Raw genomic sequence first — 17,678 nt, forward strand, 5'->3', positions numbered from 1 at the left:
TAATCAAGGGGTATAAATCCCTATATTCATCGGCTGAATAACTTTTCGAAAAAGTATAGTTTGCCTATGCTTATTTCGTTATGGTTTTTCAGCTGATGTATAAAATAGATTAAGGGGCCATAGACAATGCTTTGTCTATGGTCCTTTGTGTATATTATTCCAATGAGCTTTTACTGTAAATTGGAGTAGTATGGGAAAAATCACGAAGCAGAGGGCTAGTGTCGAATGACGCTATCTCTCTGCTTTTTTTAATTTCAGGAAAAGAGGAATAAAAATGAGTTTACTTAAAGTTGAAAGTTTATCACATAGTTTTATAGATAAAGTATTATACGAAAATGCTTCTTTTGATTTGCATAAAGGGGAACATATGGGGATTGTTGGACAGAATGGTGCAGGAAAAAGTACGTTAATGAAAATATTGGTGGGGGAAATTATTTCCGATAAGGGGAGCATTAAGTGGCAACCTAATATTCAAATTGGACATCTTGATCAATATGCAGAAATTGATGGGAGCTACACCATTTCGCAATATGTAAAGCGAGCCTTTTATGATTTGTTTGAAATGGAAAAGAGAATGAATAAGTTATATGAAGAAAGTGCGATGACTGGAGATGAGAAGCAACTATTGAAAGCAGCTGAAATACAAGAGCAGCTTGAAGCTCGTGATTTTTATTCAGTAGACAGCGTAATAAATAAGGTGGCAGCGGGTTTAGGTATTGATGCTATTGGGATGGATCGTGTTATTGGGGAATTAAGCGGAGGGCAACGGACAAAGGTAATTTTAGCAAAGCTTTTATTAGAAGAGCCTACTATTTTATTACTAGATGAACCGACAAACTTTCTTGATAAAGAGCATGTTGAATGGCTTGCTAATTATTTAGTGAATTTTGAAGGGGCGTTTATTGTCGTATCACATGATTTTGATTTTCTAGAAAAAGTGACTTCTTGCATATGTGATGTAGAGTTTGGAACGGTGAAGAAGTATTACGGCAAATACTCAGATTTTGTAAGACAAAAGGAGCATTTGCGAAAAGATTATATGCGCCAATATTATGCACAGCAAAAGAAAATTGAAAAAACGGAAGAGTATATTCGTAGAAATATTGCTGGGGTAAATTCAAAAATAGCACAAGGGCGTAGAAAGCAGTTGCAACGTATGGAAAGAATTGCACCACCAAGTTTTACTCATAAACCGTCTATTCATTTTCAGGAACTTCCCATTTTAGTTCAGACAGTTCTGGAAGTAAATAACCTTGAAGTAGGTTACGATTTTGCTCTCTTACCAAAAGTGAATTTTTCAGTAATGGGTGGGCAAAAACTTGTGATTACAGGGTTCAATGGAGTGGGGAAATCTACTTTATTAAAAACAATCTTTGGAAATATTGCTAGCATTTCTGGAGAATTTCACTTCTCAGAGCAAATAAAGATTGGATATTATGAGCAAGATTTAAATTGGAATAATGATTCTTTAACACCGCTTCAAATTATTTCAGAACAGTTTCCTAAACTGAATATGAAAGAAATACGTCATCATTTAGCTGCATGTGGTGTGAAGGATACCCATGTTTCCCAAGAAATACGTACGTTGAGTGGTGGTGAACAATCAAAGGTTAAATTATGCGGATTATTATTATCACCTTGTAATTTCTTAATCTTAGATGAACCGATAAATCATCTAGATGCAGAAGCAAAGGAAGCTTTGCGAAAGGCGTTAATACAGTTTAAGGGGAGCGTTATACTTGTATCTCACGAAGCGAGTTTTTATCTTGATTGGGCAGATAGTATTTTTAATATAGAGACAGGATTAGTTAAGGGGGTGTGAAACATATGAGTGAAAATAATTGGAAAACGAAAATTATATTATTTTTGACCGCTCAAACGATTTCGTTGTTCGGTTCATCTCTCGTACAGTACGCGATTATATGGTATATCACCTTAACGACATCGTCAGGGTTAATGTTGACCATTTCGACCGTTTGCGGTTTCTTACCACAAATTGCGATTTCTTTATTTGCGGGTGTTTGGATTGATCGTTATGACCGTAAAAAGATGATTATGTTATCGGACGGGGTTATAGCAATTGCTACGTTAGTTTTAGCAGTTTTATTTTTAACTGGATATAAAAGTATTTGGTTACTTTTTATAGTACTCCTTATTCGTTCAGCTGGGACAGGGGTACAAACGCCAGCTGTGAATGCGTTAATCCCACAAATCGTTCCGAAAGATCATCTTATGAAAGTAAATGGGATGAATAGCAGTATTACATCTTTAATTATGTTTCTTTCGCCAGCAGCAAGTGCTGCAATTCTTTCTATTGCTAGCATTGAAACGACATTTTTTATTGATGTTATTACGGCTATGATTGGAATTAGTATTATGTTTATCATTCAAGTGGAGAGACATGTGAATGCAGAGAGTAAGCAAAAATCTAATCTACAAGGCATAAAAGAAGGCTTTGCTTATTTAAAAGAAAATGTATTGATTAAAAGGCTACTCGTTTTATTAATTATTGTCATGATTTTAATAAGTCCAGCTGCCTTTTTAACACCTTTAATGGTAACTCGTTCTTTCGGTGCAGAAATGTGGAGACTTACTGCTAGCGAGATGACTTTTAGTGCCGGCGCAGCAGTTGGTGGCGTATTGATTGCGGCGTGGGGTGGTTTCCGTAATCGTATGCATACAACGGCGATAGCTTGTGCGTTGTATGGACTGCTTATGATTGGACTAGGGATTGCTCCGGTATTTATTGTGTATTTAGTATTTAATTTTTTAATTGGTATAACAATGCCGTGCTTCAATACACCAGTTACCGTGTTATTGCAGGAAAAAGTAGAACCTTCTATGCATGGGCGGATGTTTAGTCTTGTACAAATCGCTAATTCATGCGCGCTTCCTTTAGGAATGATAATATTTGGCCCATTGGCTGATATGTTTAGTGTAGAAATTTTGTTAATTTATGCTGGGATGTTCGTATTGTTGTGTGCGATTTATGTTGTAGTAAGTAAGAGGTTTGAAGTGTAAATATTCATGATTAAAAAGGTTTGTGAGGTGATTTAAGGTGCTTCATAAACCTTTTATTTTAATTACAAATCAATAATCATTTATCGAAAAACGATAAAAAGTTATTGACTTATAGTTTTTCTGAATTTATTATGATGGTAGTAAAAAGGAATACAAATAAATGAATTATGAAGTTAAAGGAGAATATATTATGAAAAATAAATTTTTATTAGCTATCGTACTGCTATCGTTAGGAGTTACTTGTTTATTAATGCACGGGGCAACTAGTAACGTAGCGGATAATGGTTTGCTTATAGAACCTTTCTTTTTCCTAGTACCAATAAGTTATGTATTGTTCTTGAGTGGTATGGGTGTATTACTATTTGGAGTTATTACTTCGAAGTTGAAAAAACAGTAATAGACAAAATAGAACTTTAGTCTGTGGGGCCAGCCTGATAGGTTATTAGCTTACGGCAAATGGAATTTTATGAGCTAAAACACCTACTATGAAATAGAAACATATAATATGGAAGAAAAATAATAAGTGAGCTGAATCATGATGAATCATTATTTTTATAGTGGTAGACAAGTGGGAGCAGCTATTACTTTGGCAGGAGCACAGGGGACAATTCATGCTGTGAATCAAGTGATTCAAATGCAGCAGCAAGCATATTTTGCACAAATGATGCAAGGGCAGTATATGTCGTACTCACAGCCTCCGATGCAAGTTGTACATTATGATGTGCATCCAGCAGGTTTATTTTCCATCCCATATGGCGGGACATATTTCTTATGAAAGAAAGCGACTGATCAGAGTCGCTTTCTTTCTTTATATTCCGCCTAGCTTCATTCCAAGGAATGCGAAGAGGATACCGATTATGTAAGTAGTGCTTACGTATAAAAGGAGTGTGCTAAATTTTTTAAGAGTGAGAAGTTGAACAGATTCTAATTTAAACGTCGAAAATGTCGTGAAGGCACCCATAAATCCAGTACCTAATAATAATTGCCAACCTGTATTGATTCCGTTGCCAATTATATATCCGAGTAAAAACGCCCCTGTTATGTTAATGAGAAATGTAGCAATTGGAAAGGAAGTTTTCTTTCTTTTTTTAAACCAATTGCTAATTGCAAATCGTGTAATAGCACCGAAAAACCCACCTATTGCTACTAATAAAGCTTCTATCATAAGGGATCACCTTCCGTAAGATGTTTCTTAATTAAGAAATCACCTATTGTATAGCCAAGAGCAGACATAATGAGGCCACCAAGTATGCTGCATGATACATATAAGAAAGCCGTACTCCATTCAGAATGATTGATTAATTGCACAGTTTCTACACTGAATGTCGAAAACGTCGTAAAGGAACCGATGAATCCAGTTCCAATGCCTGTGATAATTTCTGAAGGTAAGATATTTCTCCGAGCGATATACGTAGTTAGCCACGCTAATAAGAAACACCCGGCTAAGTTAATAAGTAATGTAGCTAATGGAAATGAATGATGCCATGAAGTATGAATAATAAGACCTAAATAATAGCGAGAGAGGGCTCCTAATATACCGGCTATGCCAACGATAATATAAATCAATTCCTTCACCTCTTTAAATAGCTTGCTCAAAAAAATAGACTCCTACCAGTAGTTATACTGGTAGGAGTCATTAGCTAAGCAGCAGTTATGGCGAACTCCATCGCCTATGATTATTACATATAGTGTACTAAACATTTTGTTGAATTTCCAGTGAAGGAGTCGGGGCATTTTGTATTTTTGCTAATTTGAGAGTAAGAATAATTACTAATAAACTAAATATAGTGATATAGGGTTTTCGATGTGATAAAATATTTCTTATGTCTGTCATTCAGTTTCAGTTAACTGAAAATAAAGAAAATTAAACTGTGTGTTTTAGAAAAGGGGCGTTTATTTGAAGAAATTATTAAAAATAGTACTTATATGTATTTTGATAGGAGCTTGCATTTTAGGTGGTTTTTTAGCGTATATGACAATTACAAAAGAACAGCCGGCTGATGTTATAAGCTTGAAGGTGGAAAATAATCAGGAGCGCGTATTAGCGCCTGACAAGGAGTTTAAGGTTACAACATTCAATATTGGATATGCTGGATTAGATAAGGATCAAGATTTCTTTATGGATGGCGGAAAGGGATCAGGTTCAAGTAGTAAAGAGCAAACGGAAACGAACTTAAAGAATATGCTTTCGTTTTTACAAAATGAGAATAGTGATTTTGCGTTACTACAAGAAGTTGATATAAAGTCACTGCGATCTTTTGATGTAAATGGGCATGAATTTTTGAAGAAGGGATTACCTGATTATGCTTTGTCGTTCGGAAAGAACTATGATACAAAATGGGTCCCTGTACCAATAACAAGTCCAATGGGATATGCGGAGGCTGGATTAAGTACGTTTTCTAAATATAAAGTCCAAACAGCGGAGAGGTTCCAGCTTCCCGGAATGGAGCCTTGGCCAAAGCGTTTGTTTGATTTAGATCGAGCCATTGTTGAACATAAAATACCTGTTAATAATGGAAAGTTTGTAAGACTCGTAAATTTACATTTGTCTGCTTATGATGAAGGCGGGAAAATTAGAAAACAGCAAGTAGAGTATTTAAAAGAATATATGAACAAGCATTATAAAAATGGTGATTATGTAATAATGGGTGGAGATTGGAATCAATTGCTTTCTAACGTTCAATTAAGTGATCCGAAGTTTGTGAAAGAGCGTCCTGAGTGGTTAGTAGAGTTACCGAAGGACTTTACTGATGGTGGCTTTAAGTGGGCTGTAGACCCATCTGTTATGACGGTGAGAGATGATGTGAAGAAGTATGTAGAAGGTGAAAACTTCGTCACGATTATTGATGGCTTTATCGTTTCACCGAATGTGGAGATTGTAAATGTACAAGGGAAAGATTTAAAGTTTGAAAATAGTGATCATAACCCAGTGAGTGCGGTATTTAAGCTGAAGTAATTAAGTGCAGAAGGTGGGACTTTATATATGGAGTGGTTAAAGAAAACTTGTTTTTCTAACCTTGAGAAAGAATCACAGAAAAATCATTTATTGCTGTTTATCACGATTTGTAGTTTCTTCCTTGGAATAATCGCGATTGGGTATTACGGATATATTTTTACAGAAAGAGCAATAGCGTTTTGGGTTTGCGGTATTTCAGTTGTTGTATTTGGAACGCTGCTTACTTTTATAGCAAGCATGGAAGCGATGTATAAATATATTATGACATTTATGCTGCTTATTATGTCTTTCATTATGGTACAAGCTTTTAATGAAAGCCCGGCTGTATTTCAAATGGTCTACTTTACATTAGCGGTTTCACTTATTTATTTAAGTGAACGTCTCGTTATCATTCTCGGCGGAGTGGCGGTTGTTATTACATTTATTCTTTGTAGCTATTGGCCGGAGCAATTTTTTGCGTATACAGCTGCATCTGAAGCTGCAAATTTCGCAAGCTTGTTAGCGATCGTAACAATCGCAATGTGGGGCGTAACGAAGATTGGCTCTAATTTGCTAGCTCGTTTAAGTGATGAGAAGCAAGAAGTAATGAGGAAAGCTCAGGAGCTAGAAGAAACGCAAAGACTTATTGAGGAAACGGTTGTAAAGTTAGATAGTAATTTCAATCATTTAAGACAAAATATGAATACATCGATGGAGTCGATGAGTGAAATTAATTTCGCTTTTGAAGAAGTGGCAGTTGGTACCCAATCACAATCAGAGATGATGTATCGTTCAGTAGAAGTATTGAATGATATGGAAGGAAATATTGAACAAATTATTTCTCAAGTAAGAAATGCATCGATTCGTGTTGATGAAAGTTTAGAAATTTCAAAGGGTAGTGTACATACTTTGCGGAATTTTGAAGCGAATATGAGAAGTTTAAATGATGTTGTTTCACAATCAGGAATTATATTTAGAGATTTAATGATGCAATCGAAGCAAATTAATGAAATTGTAGATGTGATAACGAATATTTCTAGTCAGACGAGTTTGCTAGCTTTAAATGCAAATATTGAAGCGGCAAGAGCAGGCGAGCATGGAAAAGGATTTGCTATTGTAGCGAATGAAGTATTAAAGCTTGCGGAAGAATCGAATCGTTCTGCGGGGAGAATTCAAGGTATTTTGAAGGAGTTTAGTAATCAAGCAAGTAAGGTGGAAGTGCAGGTAGAAAAATCAGAAAGAGTACAAGAAGAATGTAACGAAATGCTAGCGAGTGTTTTAACAAATGTAACAGATTTAGGGAAGTTTATTGATACAATTAATGATGTAATGAGAGAGATTGTTGGTCATCAAGAAAATTTCCAGGTTAAAACGACGAATATCGTAAAGGATGTTACACATGCTTCTAATGTAATTCAGCAAACTTCTGCGGCTACGGAAGAAGTATTAGCAAGTGTGGAAGAAGAAAAACATCGAAATGATACATCAGTGAAGACGTTACATACTGTTAGCAAGCAAGTGAAGTTGCTAGAAGATATTTTAGAAAAGTAATATCTAGTTTTAAAAGGGTACACCATGTGTGCTCTTTTTTCATTTAAACGAATACTTGATAGGAATTTAATTGCTTTTCTGCGCGTTTTCTGCCAAGCTTAAGGAGATAAAGTGAGACTAATACCTACTGATTATTAGTTGAACCTCGCAAATAGCGGGATAAAATACTTCAAAGAAAGAATTATATAGGTGACGCATATGATTGAAGTTAAGACTTCTGAACTTAGTGATGGAGAATTTAATAGAGGTGTATTTGCAACTCGTGATATTAAAAAGGGTGAGTTGATTCACTCAGCACCAGTTATCTCTTATCCGAATGAACAGCATGAACACATTGAGAAAACGTTACTTGCTGACTACGCATTTGAGTATGGGGTAAATCATACGGCATTCCTGTTAGGATACGGTATGTTATTTAATCATGCATATAATCCGAATGCAACGTATGAAATTGTCTTCGAGAATCATACGTTTAACTTTTTCGCTTATAAGGATATAAAAGCGGGAGAAGAAATTTTAATCAACTATAACGGTGAAGTTGATGATGACGAACTATTATGGTTTGATAAAGAAAAAGAAGAGAACGAAAAGTAATTTATAATAAGTGATGAAAAGGATGCTTTTACATAGGTAAAAGCATCCTTTTTTAGTAATGAAAATAAAGTAAAGATTACAAAAAAATACCACTTTATTTTCGTATGATATAGTAAGATACTGAAGGATAGTGTTTTGAAAAAGTAATATATTTTACAAATTGTTGTCTTTCTGATGACATGTCAAGTTTAGTAGCTCATTTGGGTTGCTTTATTAGGCAATATATATTTTAATATGAGTGGCACCTCTTATAAATTAAGAGGTTTATAGGTGTCTCGAATTGATTTTGGGTACACTGTATCCACCACTTTAGGTTCGTTCATGTATGTGGGGATATTATGGGCCCGTATAACGGGATAAAAAGAATATAGAAATAGAGGAATCGTAAAATGAATATGCAAGAGGTTTATGAATATTTAAGTACGGTATTGCCTGAAGGTCATGTGAAACAAGATGAAATGTTAAAGAATCATACGCATATTAAAGTTGGTGGAAAAGCAGATGTGTTCGTTGCACCGACGAATTATGATGAAATTCAAGAAGTTATTAAATATGCTAACAAATATAATATTCCAGTTACGTTTTTAGGAAATGGATCGAATGTCATTATTAAAGATGGTGGAATTCGCGGGATTACAGTAAGTTTAATTCACATTACAGGTGTGACTGTAACAGGAACGACAATTGTAGCACAGTGCGGTGCAGCAATTATTGATGTATCACGTATTGCATTAGATCATAATTTAACGGGTCTTGAGTTTGCTTGTGGTATTCCAGGTTCAGTTGGCGGAGCATTATATATGAATGCTGGTGCTTACGGCGGTGAAGTATCGTTTGTATTAACAGAAGCTGTTGTAATGACAGGTGATGGAGAGCTACGTACTTTGACGAAAGAAGCATTTGAATTTGGATATCGTAAGAGTGTATTTGCGAACAACCATTACATTATTCTTGAAGCGAGATTTGAACTTGAACAAGGTGTACGTGAAGAAATTAAAGCAAAAATGGATGATTTAACGTTCAAACGTGAATCAAAACAGCCTCTAGAATATCCTTCATGTGGTAGCGTATTTAAGCGCCCACCAAATAACTTTGCTGGTAAATTAATTCAAGAATCAGGACTACAAGGTAAACGAATTGGCGGAGTGGAAGTTTCTCTAAAACACGCTGGATTTATGGTGAATGTAGATAACGGAACAGCACAAGATTACATTGATTTAATTCACTTCGTACAAAAGACTGTTGAAGAGAAATTTGGCGTGAAGTTAGAGCGAGAAGTAAGGATTATTGGAGAAGATAAAGAGTAACGAAATACGTATGAAAATGTGAATTATTTTAAAATAACATTTGGGTATTCTTGACAATTTGTTTTCAATTCAATATAATGGCTAATAATTTAACAAATAATATACGTTGAAAGAGCCCAGTAGCAGTTTGTCACTGTTAATGAGAGAGCTAGGGGTTGCTGGAACCTAGCACAAACAAACTTGCGAATTACACTCTGGAGTATCTTAGGTAATGCTAAGCGGATTGGCAATCGATATTATTGCTAAGAGTGGTATGAGTAGCTATGCTATTTATACAAACTGGGTGGTAACACGGTGAATAATCGTCCCTATGTCATAGACATAGGGACTTTTTGTTTTCAAAAAAATAGAGGGGATGACAAAAGATGAATATTATTGATGAATTAGAATGGCGCGGTGCCATTAATCAACAGACGGACGAAGAAGGTTTACGTAAGCTAGTAGAAGAGAAAAAGATTTCGCTATACTGCGGAGTGGATCCGACTGGTGATAGTATGCATATTGGACATTTGATTCCGTTTATGATGATGAAGAGATTCCAGTTAGCTGGCCATCATCCAGTTATTTTAATTGGCGGGGCAACAGGAACAATTGGTGATCCGAGCGGACGTCAATCAGAACGTCAACTTCAAACGTTAGAAGTCGTTCAGCATAATGTGGATGCGTTAACAGCGCAAATGAAAAAGCTATTTGATTTTGGCGGAAATAGCGAAGTGAAGATGGTAAATAACTACGACTGGACACATGAAATAAACATTATTGAGTTTTTACGTGATTACGGGAAGAACTTTAGCATTAATAGCATGTTAGCAAAGGACATAGTAGCAAGTCGTTTAGATACAGGAATTTCTTTCACAGAATTTACGTACCAAATTTTGCAAGCGATGGACTTCCATCATTTATACACGAAAGAAGATGTGCAACTGCAAATTGGTGGTAGTGACCAATGGGGAAATATTACGAGTGGTTTAGATTTAATTCGTAAGTTAGAAGGGCACGAAGCGAGAGTGTTCGGACTAACAATTCCGTTATTATTGAAATCAGACGGTACGAAGTTTGGTAAATCAGCAGGTGGTGCGGTTTGGCTTGATCCTGAAAAAACAACACCGTTTGAATTTTACCAGTTCTGGGTGAATACAGATGATCGTGATGTTGTTAAATACTTGAAATACTTTACGTTCTTAACGAAAGAGCGCATTGATGAATTGGTAGTGAAGGTAGAAACAGAACCTCATAAACGTGAAGCGCAAAAAGTATTAGCGGAAGAAATGACGAAATTCGTTCATGGAGAAGAAGCATTCCTGCAAGCTGTGAAAATTACAGCGGCGTTATTTAGCGGAGATATTAGATCGCTAACAGCCGATGAAATTGAGCAAGGCTTTAAAGAGATGCCAACGTTCCAGTCTTCAAAAGAGACGAAAAACATCGTAGAATGGCTAGTTGATTTAGGGATTGAATCATCTAGACGACAAGCACGTGAAGATATTAATAACGGAGCTATTTCGATGAATGGCGAAAAAGTAACAGATGTGGGTACGGATGTTACTGTAGAGAATTCATTTGATGGACGTTTTATTATTATTCGTAAAGGGAAGAAGAATTACAGCTTAGTGAAGTTAGGAGAATAGTTTGTGTGAAAGGATGGGGGTAGAAAGAATACTTCCATCCTTTCATATACACAATTTAGACATAAAGTAATCAGTAAATTTAGATAATTAAAAGGGTTATATTCTTTATCCGCCGAATAAATAAGTTAGAGGAAATTACGGACAAAAATAGCCCGAACCATGCAGGGCATGATTCGGGCTTATATTCAGATTAGTAAGCTAAGCTGAATAGACCTTTAATGTGTGATAAGTAACGAACGTTACTTGCTTCTTTCATTAATGATGCTGGTAAGCCTTTAAGTGGAGTATTGCTTGCTCCAATTGTAGCAACAGCATCTTTACGTCCTAGACTAGCAAGTGTTCCAGAGTTTACAGGTGCGAACTCTTCGAATGCTTTGCCTTCTAGTGCTGCGTATAAGTTGTATCCAATTAACTCACCCATTTGCCAAGCGATTTGTGCAGTTGGTGGGTATGGACGTCCGTCTGGAGCGAAGACAACGGCGCTGTCTCCAGCAACGAATACGTCTTTGTGAGAAGTAGATTGTAGGTATGCATCAACTGTTGCACGACCACGGTTAACTTCAAGACCTGATTCACCGATTAGTGGGTTACCTTGAACGCCACCTGTCCAAACGAATGTATTAGCAACAAGTTTTTGACCGTCTTTTAAGTCGATTTCATTGCCAGCAACGTTTGTTACAGGAAGACCTGTTAAGAATGTAACACCGCGTGCTTCTAGGCTAGTAGTTGCACGTTCGATTAAGTGGTCTGGTAATACTGGAAGGATTTTTGGACCTGCTTCAACAAGAAGAAGTTTAACTTCTTTAGGATTTACGCCGTGGCTTTTTGCAAGTTTAGGCATAATGTCAGCAAGCTCACCAACTAGCTCAACGCCAGTTAATCCGCCACCACCGATTACGATTGTAGCATCAGCTTCGTTTTTCGTTTTCGCGTATTCACGAATACGGTCTTCAACGTGTTTGTAGATTTTGTTTGCATCAGCAGCAGATTTTAATACCATGCTGTTTTCTTCTAGTCCTGGAATACCGAAGTAAGCAGTTTTACTTCCTAAAGCAACTACAAGTGCATCGTAAGATAAAGTAGTGCCACCAGCTAGTTTGATTTCTTTGCTATCAACTGAGAATGACTCAACTGTTGCAATTTTAAGATCGATGTCTTTACCTTTGAAAAGCTTTGTAAGTGGCATTGCAATTGCTTGCTCAGCAACGTTACCAGCTGCAAGGCGGTGTAGTTCAGTGATGATTTGGTGTGTTGGGTATTGGTTAATCACTGTAACTTGTGCTTCTGATTTGCTGTAATATTTACGTACGTTTAAAGCGGCAAGAAGACCGCCATAACCAGCGCCTAAGATGACAATTTGTTTTGACATAGTATGATATCCCCCGTCTTTACTAATTGTTGTTATAAGTTAAATTATTTATTGTTACGTTCTGCACTAATTTGAAGGTATGCGTTCACAAAGCGGAACATTTTTTGTGCTTGTGGGTCTTTTAATAATTTCAATAGACCGAACAGGCCGATAACTTCGTTGCTTTCGTCAGCACGATCTTTCGCTTCGATTGCAGTAGCAGCCATGCTTTTCACTGTGTCTTTTACAGGTTCTACAAGCTCTGTGATTGCACCAACAGTGTCGCTTTTTAATACTTCATCAGTAGCAACAGTTTGAGCGAAGTCATAAGACTTAGTTAAAATGTTAACAAGCTCAGTTAATTTTGGAAGCTGTTCTACTAGTGTAGTTAATGATTCTTGTACCTCAGGTTTTAACAACTGATCAAGTACATCAAGTTGTCCTTGGCTAGCAGAAATTTGTACAGTTTCTTGTTCTGGCTTTGTTTGAGTCATAGTTTCTGGCATCTCCAATTCTCCTTTACGATAGCAATACTCTTATTTTTGATAGGTAAGATAGTAAACGTTTGCGAAACTTTATACAAAGTTTCACAAAGCACAATAAAATGCCTTTAAATTTATGCCAGCAAGTAAGCTGAAATCATAAATCCAAAACCATAAAGTCCTACCTATTATTTATGAACTGTCCGATACATGGCTTGTCCGCATAATGGAAAGTTCCTTTATCGGAAAGTGTATATAATATATATCCTATATTATATACTATATGCACCTATGTTAACATAAAAATGATTCCTAATTATTTGATATTAAGCGTATAACGTAGTACTGACAAGGCGTGAAAGCGCATAAATTATTTTGTTAAGGTTAGAAATGTACGTATATATAAATAAAAAAAGGAAAAAATGGACAAATTTATGTTCATTTTTTCCTTTTTTTATTGTTCACCTTCTGTAATTAGCATTGATGTGTTACCGCTTTTTTCAAGATGGCATTCGCCCCAAGTACAAAGAGAATCAAGAATGGATTCTAAAGACCAACCGTAGTCTGTAAGAGAATACTCTACTTTCGGTGGTACTTGATTGTATATCTTTCTTTGAATAACTCCATCTTCTTCTAACTCGCGTAATTGCTGTGTTAACATCTTTTGTGTAATACCAGGCATAAGACGTTTTAATTCACTCGTTCTCTTTGTACCTTTCGTTAAGTGGCAAAGAATAACGACTTTCCATTTTCCGCCGATAACCTCTAAAGTCGCTTCAACGGGAATATTATATTTCTTCATATAAAAATCTCCTTTGGTGAATGTAGATTTCAGTTCTCCAACAAAAGAAGCTAAATAATTTAAATGTTACTAAAAAGTGCCTATAGCACTTTAAAGTACGTACTTTTTATCATGTTGAATATGTTCCATAATAGCATACGTAAGAGGGAAATGAGTAGTACGGTACTAAAAAGTACCTATGTTACTTTTTGGTACCTATCGTACTTTTAAGTGCGTTCTTCAAAAAAAGAGTGAAGCCATTCATAATAGCATATATGAGCAGTAACATTATTTTTGTAGAAGATAAAAAGGCCTTTTTATCATACTATTATGATTGGATTTCTCGTATTAAGGAGGAGTTCAATTGAATTCATATACAGTATCTTCTTCGGCGGTTCAGACGAATCGAAGAAGTATGTTTGCTTTATTAGCATTAGCAATTAGTGCGTTTGGAATTGGTACAACCGAATTTATTAGTGTTGGTTTATTACCATCTATTTCAGAGGATTTACATGTTTCTGTTACAACAGCGGGTTTAACCGTTTCTTTATATGCGTTAGGAGTAGCATTTGGTGCCCCAGTATTAACGTCATTAACAGCTAGTATGTCGCGAAAGACGTTATTAATGTGGATTATGATTATTTTCATTATTGGTAATGGAATTGCGGCAGTGGCAACAAGTTTTACTGTGTTGCTTATGGCGAGGGTTGTATCTGCGTTTGCACACGGCGTTTTTATGTCGATAGGATCCACAATTGCGGCTGCGCTTGTACCAGAGAATAAACGTGCAAGTGCAATTGCATTTATGTTTACTGGTTTAACTGTTGCGACCATTACAGGCGTACCAATTGGAACATTTATCGGTCAACAATTTGGCTGGAGAGCATCGTTTATGGTAATTGTGGCAATTGGAATCGTTGCCTTAATCGCCAATAGTATGCTAATTCCTTCTAACTTAAAAAAAGGTACGTCTGTATCATTTCGCGATCAATGTAAGCTGATTACGAATGGAAGACTATTACTGGTATTTATCATTACTGCATTAGGGTACGGGGGAACATTCGTAACATTTACGTATTTATCTCCGCTATTACAAGAAGTAACAGGATTTAAAGCAAGTACGGTTACAATTATTTTGTTAGTGTACGGAATTGCAATTGCGATTGGGAATATGGTTGGCGGAAAATTATCAAATCATAATCCGATTCGAGCGCTATTTTACATGTTCTTTATTCAAGCAATTGTATTATTTGTTTTAACATTTACAGCACCGTTTAAAGTCGCTGGACTCATCACAATTATTTTCATGGGACTATTCGCGTTTATGAATGTTCCAGGACTACAAGTGTATGTCGTTATATTGGCTGAGAGATTTGTACCTAGTGCTGTTGATGTAGCATCTGCGATTAACATTGCAGCATTTAACGCAGGAATTGCTCTTGGTGCTTACTTGGGTGGTATTGTAACGAACTCGTTAGGGTTAATTCATACGGCCTGGGTAGGCGGCATCATGGTAGCAGGGGCTGTTATTTTAACAGCGTGGAGTATGACATTAGAAAAAAGAGATCAAGTGAAATAAGGGAGAGAAAATATAATGAAAAATTTACAAAGTACAACAACATTGCATAACGGTGTAGAAATGCCTTGGTTCGGTTTAGGTGTATTTAAAGTAGAAGACGGACCAGAACTTGTAGAAGCTGTGAAATCGGCGATTAAAGCAGGATACCGCAGTATCGATACAGCAGCGATTTATGGAAATGAGAAAGCGGTAGGAGAAGGAATTCGCGAAGGTATAAAAGAAGCAGGGATTTCTCGAGAAGATTTATTCATTACTTCAAAAGTGTGGAATTCAGATCAAGGATATGAAACGACACTTGCTGCATATGAAGAAAGCTTAAAAAAATTAGAGCTAGATTATTTAGATTTATATCTTGTTCATTGGCCTGTGGAAGGGAAATACAAAGATACGTGGAGAGCGTTAGAAACACTTTATAAAGAGGAACGCGTGCGTGCAATTGGCGTAAGTAACTTCCAAATTCATCATCTGCAAGACGTACTAGCAGGTGCAGAAATTAAGCCGATGATTAACCAAGTAGAATATCATCCACGTTTAACGCAAAAAGAATTACAAGCGTTCTGTAAAGAGCAAGGTATTCAAATGGAAGCATGGTCACCACTTATGCAAGGTCAATTATTAGATAACGAAACATTGCAAGAAATTGCTCATAAGTATGGTAAAACGACAGCTCAAATCATTTTACGTTGGGATCTTCAAAATGAAGTTGTAACAATTCCGAAGTCAACGAAGGAACACCGCATCGTTGCGAATGCCGATATATTTAATTTCGAATTAACGAAAGAAGATATGGAGAAAATCGATGCGTTAAACGAAAATCATCGCGTTGGTCCAGACCCTGATAACTTTGATTTCTAAACTTATAGTAGAGAGAAGGAGTGCAAACAGTTTGCACTCTTTTTTGTTTTGCTTATGCATAAAAAAATTTTCTAACTAAATAATAAACAGGAGAAAATTTGTTATTTCATAAGGGGTTGTAAACATGAAGATAAAACGATCGTTCAAGCTAATGGCTGCTTTTTTAAGTGTTTTATTTGTATTTGTGAACTTATTATTTCCACTTCAAAAGGCATCCGCAGAAGTTATGGATCATACAAAGTATGAAATGGATTGGAGTTATAGTAAGTCAAAGAAGAAACCAATTCGAACAGAGCTTATTAAAACAGCAGATGGTAAAATTGCCTTTTGCTTAAATGTAGATTTGAAATCTCCAAGTGGTCAAGATTTACCGGAAATGGGGAAAGTGGATATTAATGTGTACCGTGTACTATTGAATGGATATCCACAAAAGAGTCCACAAGAATTAGGTGTTTCTGATTGGAGAGATGCCCATTACGCAACGCAGCTTGCGGTGTGGAATGCGTTAAAGCAAATTGATATTAACGATTTAGAGTTCCGTAATAAAAATGTAGAAAAAGTAACGAAAGACATCGTTGCAAAAGCAAGCGCTAGTGAAGAATTACAAGAAATTACGATGAGTGTCGTGCCGTCAGAAGAACAACAAGCAGTGTTGAAAAATGATTTCTTTGAAACAGGTTTATATACAGTAGAAACAAACGCGAAAAGCGGAACGTATAAAGTACAAGCAACAGGTGCACCAGCTGGCGCGAAGTTTGTTAATGAAAAAGGCGAAGCAAAAACGGAATTTAACGTGGGAGAAAAGTTCCGCATCTTAATTCCAAAACAAACACCAGCTGGCGGATTTAGCTTTAAAGTAATAGGGAAATTAACGAAGCTACAAGGCATCGCTCATAAGGGTACACCAACAATTCAAAATGCGGTCGTATTACTTGAGCGAAGTGAGGAAAAAACAAGTCCGGAGTTATCGGTAAGTTGGAAAACAACAAATGGTCATGATAATAATAAACCACATACTCCAAATGAACCACATAAACCGAATCAAAAGAGATAATGAAAAAGCATTGGCTGTGTGCCAATGCTTTTTTATATGAATGATAAAATTATATTAGAAAAATTAAATGCGGGATAAAATTACTGCTTATACAGTTTAAACTCTATTTGGAAATAATATAAATATATTAAAATTCAAACGTTACAATTAATAGATTGTATTCACAAAATTGTAACATTATTCTGATTGGAAAGGCTATCAAACAGTGTAGAAAGCGTGTAAAATTCAGTTGGAAAAACTACCTATAGATGGTCATATATGAATAAAATGTAAGTTTCTATTATTATTCACAACTTTAGATGTATAGATGACAATACTGAAATATATCTTTTACTATTCTCTTTTTTATGTAGAGAGAACTCATCACAAGTAGAGGAAAGTGAGGAGGATACGTTACATAAAAATTTTTATAATGTAAGAAAGCGAATACATTGAGAGGAATGCGGTAGTAATTGATACAGGTGCGCGAGGTGTTAGTCTATACATTAAATGTTTTTATAAAAATAATAGGATGTCTTATTAAACGAATATTCATATAGGAAG

General features: G+C 35.9%; 17 protein-coding genes, 1 riboswitch and 1 other annotated feature. Of the genes, 12 read left to right on the top strand and 5 right to left on the bottom strand.

All coding sequences use genetic code 11. From position 1 onward, the window contains the following. Positions 1 to 274 precede the first annotated feature (274 nt). From FS742_RS22415 to FS742_RS22430, 4 genes are all read left to right on the top strand, one after another. Positions 275 to 1,822: an ABC-F family ATP-binding cassette domain-containing protein gene (locus tag FS742_RS22415; RefSeq protein ID WP_144615164.1), complete on the top strand. Its 1,548-nt coding sequence runs from the start codon at positions 275 to 277 to the stop codon at positions 1,820 to 1,822. A gap of 5 nt (positions 1,823 to 1,827) precedes the next feature. Continuing rightward, positions 1,828 to 3,021, top strand: coding sequence for an MFS transporter (locus FS742_RS22420; RefSeq protein ID WP_144615166.1), 1,194 nt, complete (start codon positions 1,828 to 1,830; stop codon positions 3,019 to 3,021). Positions 3,022 to 3,211: 190 nt separating this feature from the next. After that, complete coding sequence (locus FS742_RS22425) at positions 3,212 to 3,418, top strand: DUF3955 domain-containing protein (RefSeq protein ID WP_144615167.1); 207 nt, start codon at positions 3,212 to 3,214, stop codon at positions 3,416 to 3,418. A gap of 138 nt (positions 3,419 to 3,556) precedes the next feature. Next, the gene (locus FS742_RS22430; RefSeq protein ID WP_144615169.1) at positions 3,557 to 3,796 is read left to right on the top strand and encodes a DUF3947 family protein; all 240 of its coding nucleotides are present in this window, start codon (positions 3,557 to 3,559) and stop codon (positions 3,794 to 3,796) included. Between the two features lie 33 nt (positions 3,797 to 3,829). Here FS742_RS22430 and crcB (FS742_RS22435) read toward each other — a convergent pair whose 3' ends face one another. After that, positions 3,830 to 4,186, bottom strand: coding sequence for a fluoride efflux transporter CrcB (gene crcB / locus FS742_RS22435; RefSeq protein WP_144615171.1), 357 nt, complete (start codon positions 4,184 to 4,186; stop codon positions 3,830 to 3,832). Beyond that, complete coding sequence (gene crcB / locus FS742_RS22440; protein WP_186327206.1) at positions 4,183 to 4,587, bottom strand: fluoride efflux transporter CrcB; 405 nt, start codon at positions 4,585 to 4,587, stop codon at positions 4,183 to 4,185. Before crcB (FS742_RS22440) ends, crcB (FS742_RS22435) begins: the two co-directional genes overlap by 4 nt. Before the next feature lie 54 nt (positions 4,588 to 4,641). Continuing rightward, positions 4,642 to 4,701, bottom strand: a riboswitch (Fluoride riboswitch). Positions 4,702 to 4,918: 217 nt separating this feature from the next. Here crcB (FS742_RS22440) and FS742_RS22445 point away from each other — a divergent pair. The 5 genes from FS742_RS22445 to tyrS all read left to right on the top strand — a co-directional run bounded on the left by FS742_RS22445 (position 4,919) and on the right by tyrS (position 11,036). Further along, positions 4,919 to 5,977 carry an endonuclease/exonuclease/phosphatase family protein gene (locus FS742_RS22445; RefSeq protein WP_144615174.1) on the top strand — a complete coding sequence of 353 codons (1,059 nt, stop codon included), beginning with the start codon at positions 4,919 to 4,921 and terminating at the stop codon, positions 5,975 to 5,977. A gap of 27 nt (positions 5,978 to 6,004) precedes the next feature. Beyond that, entirely contained in the window at positions 6,005 to 7,507 is a 1,503-nt protein-coding gene (locus FS742_RS22450) for a DUF4077 domain-containing protein (protein ID WP_144615176.1), read from the top strand. Between the two features lie 198 nt (positions 7,508 to 7,705). Further along, complete coding sequence (locus FS742_RS22455) at positions 7,706 to 8,101, top strand: SET domain-containing protein (protein ID WP_000573651.1); 396 nt, start codon at positions 7,706 to 7,708, stop codon at positions 8,099 to 8,101. A 389-nt stretch (positions 8,102 to 8,490) separates the two neighbouring features. Continuing rightward, positions 8,491 to 9,408, top strand: coding sequence for a UDP-N-acetylmuramate dehydrogenase (gene murB / locus FS742_RS22460; RefSeq protein ID WP_144615178.1), 918 nt, complete (start codon positions 8,491 to 8,493; stop codon positions 9,406 to 9,408). Between the two features lie 97 nt (positions 9,409 to 9,505). Next, positions 9,506 to 9,721 (top strand) — a binding site (T-box leader). A gap of 52 nt (positions 9,722 to 9,773) precedes the next feature. After that, a complete protein-coding gene (tyrS, locus tag FS742_RS22465) occupies positions 9,774 to 11,036 on the top strand; it encodes a tyrosine--tRNA ligase (protein WP_144615179.1) in 1,263 nt (420 codons plus the stop codon). A 190-nt stretch (positions 11,037 to 11,226) separates the two neighbouring features. On the opposite strand, the gene FS742_RS22470 is transcribed toward tyrS, so the two are convergent. The 3 genes from FS742_RS22470 to FS742_RS22480 form a co-directional block, all read right to left on the bottom strand. Continuing rightward, positions 11,227 to 12,405: an NAD(P)/FAD-dependent oxidoreductase gene (locus FS742_RS22470; protein WP_000043194.1), complete on the bottom strand. Its 1,179-nt coding sequence runs from the start codon at positions 12,403 to 12,405 to the stop codon at positions 11,227 to 11,229. Positions 12,406 to 12,449: 44 nt separating this feature from the next. Then, the gene (locus tag FS742_RS22475; protein WP_001115309.1) at positions 12,450 to 12,890 is read right to left on the bottom strand and encodes a DUF1641 domain-containing protein; all 441 of its coding nucleotides are present in this window, start codon (positions 12,888 to 12,890) and stop codon (positions 12,450 to 12,452) included. 430 nt (positions 12,891 to 13,320) lie between these two features. Next, complete coding sequence (locus tag FS742_RS22480; RefSeq protein WP_076541693.1) at positions 13,321 to 13,668, bottom strand: winged helix-turn-helix transcriptional regulator; 348 nt, start codon at positions 13,666 to 13,668, stop codon at positions 13,321 to 13,323. 394 nt (positions 13,669 to 14,062) lie between these two features. Here FS742_RS22480 and FS742_RS22485 point away from each other — a divergent pair, with 394 nt between their 5' ends. From FS742_RS22485 to FS742_RS22495, 3 genes are all read left to right on the top strand, one after another. Continuing rightward, positions 14,063 to 15,226, top strand: coding sequence for an MFS transporter (locus tag FS742_RS22485; protein WP_186327207.1), 1,164 nt, complete (start codon positions 14,063 to 14,065; stop codon positions 15,224 to 15,226). 15 nt (positions 15,227 to 15,241) lie between these two features. Beyond that, on the top strand, positions 15,242 to 16,081 hold the full coding sequence (locus FS742_RS22490; RefSeq protein WP_144615183.1) for an aldo/keto reductase: 840 nt from the start codon (positions 15,242 to 15,244) through the stop codon (positions 16,079 to 16,081). A gap of 124 nt (positions 16,082 to 16,205) precedes the next feature. Next, on the top strand, positions 16,206 to 17,135 hold the full coding sequence (locus tag FS742_RS22495) for a thioester domain-containing protein (RefSeq protein WP_144615184.1): 930 nt from the start codon (positions 16,206 to 16,208) through the stop codon (positions 17,133 to 17,135). The last annotated feature ends 543 nt before the right edge of the window (positions 17,136 to 17,678 follow it).

The sequence above is a fragment of the Bacillus cereus genome (genome assembly GCF_007678085.1).
Taxonomy (GTDB): domain Bacteria; phylum Bacillota; class Bacilli; order Bacillales; family Bacillaceae_G; genus Bacillus_A; species Bacillus_A cereus_BE.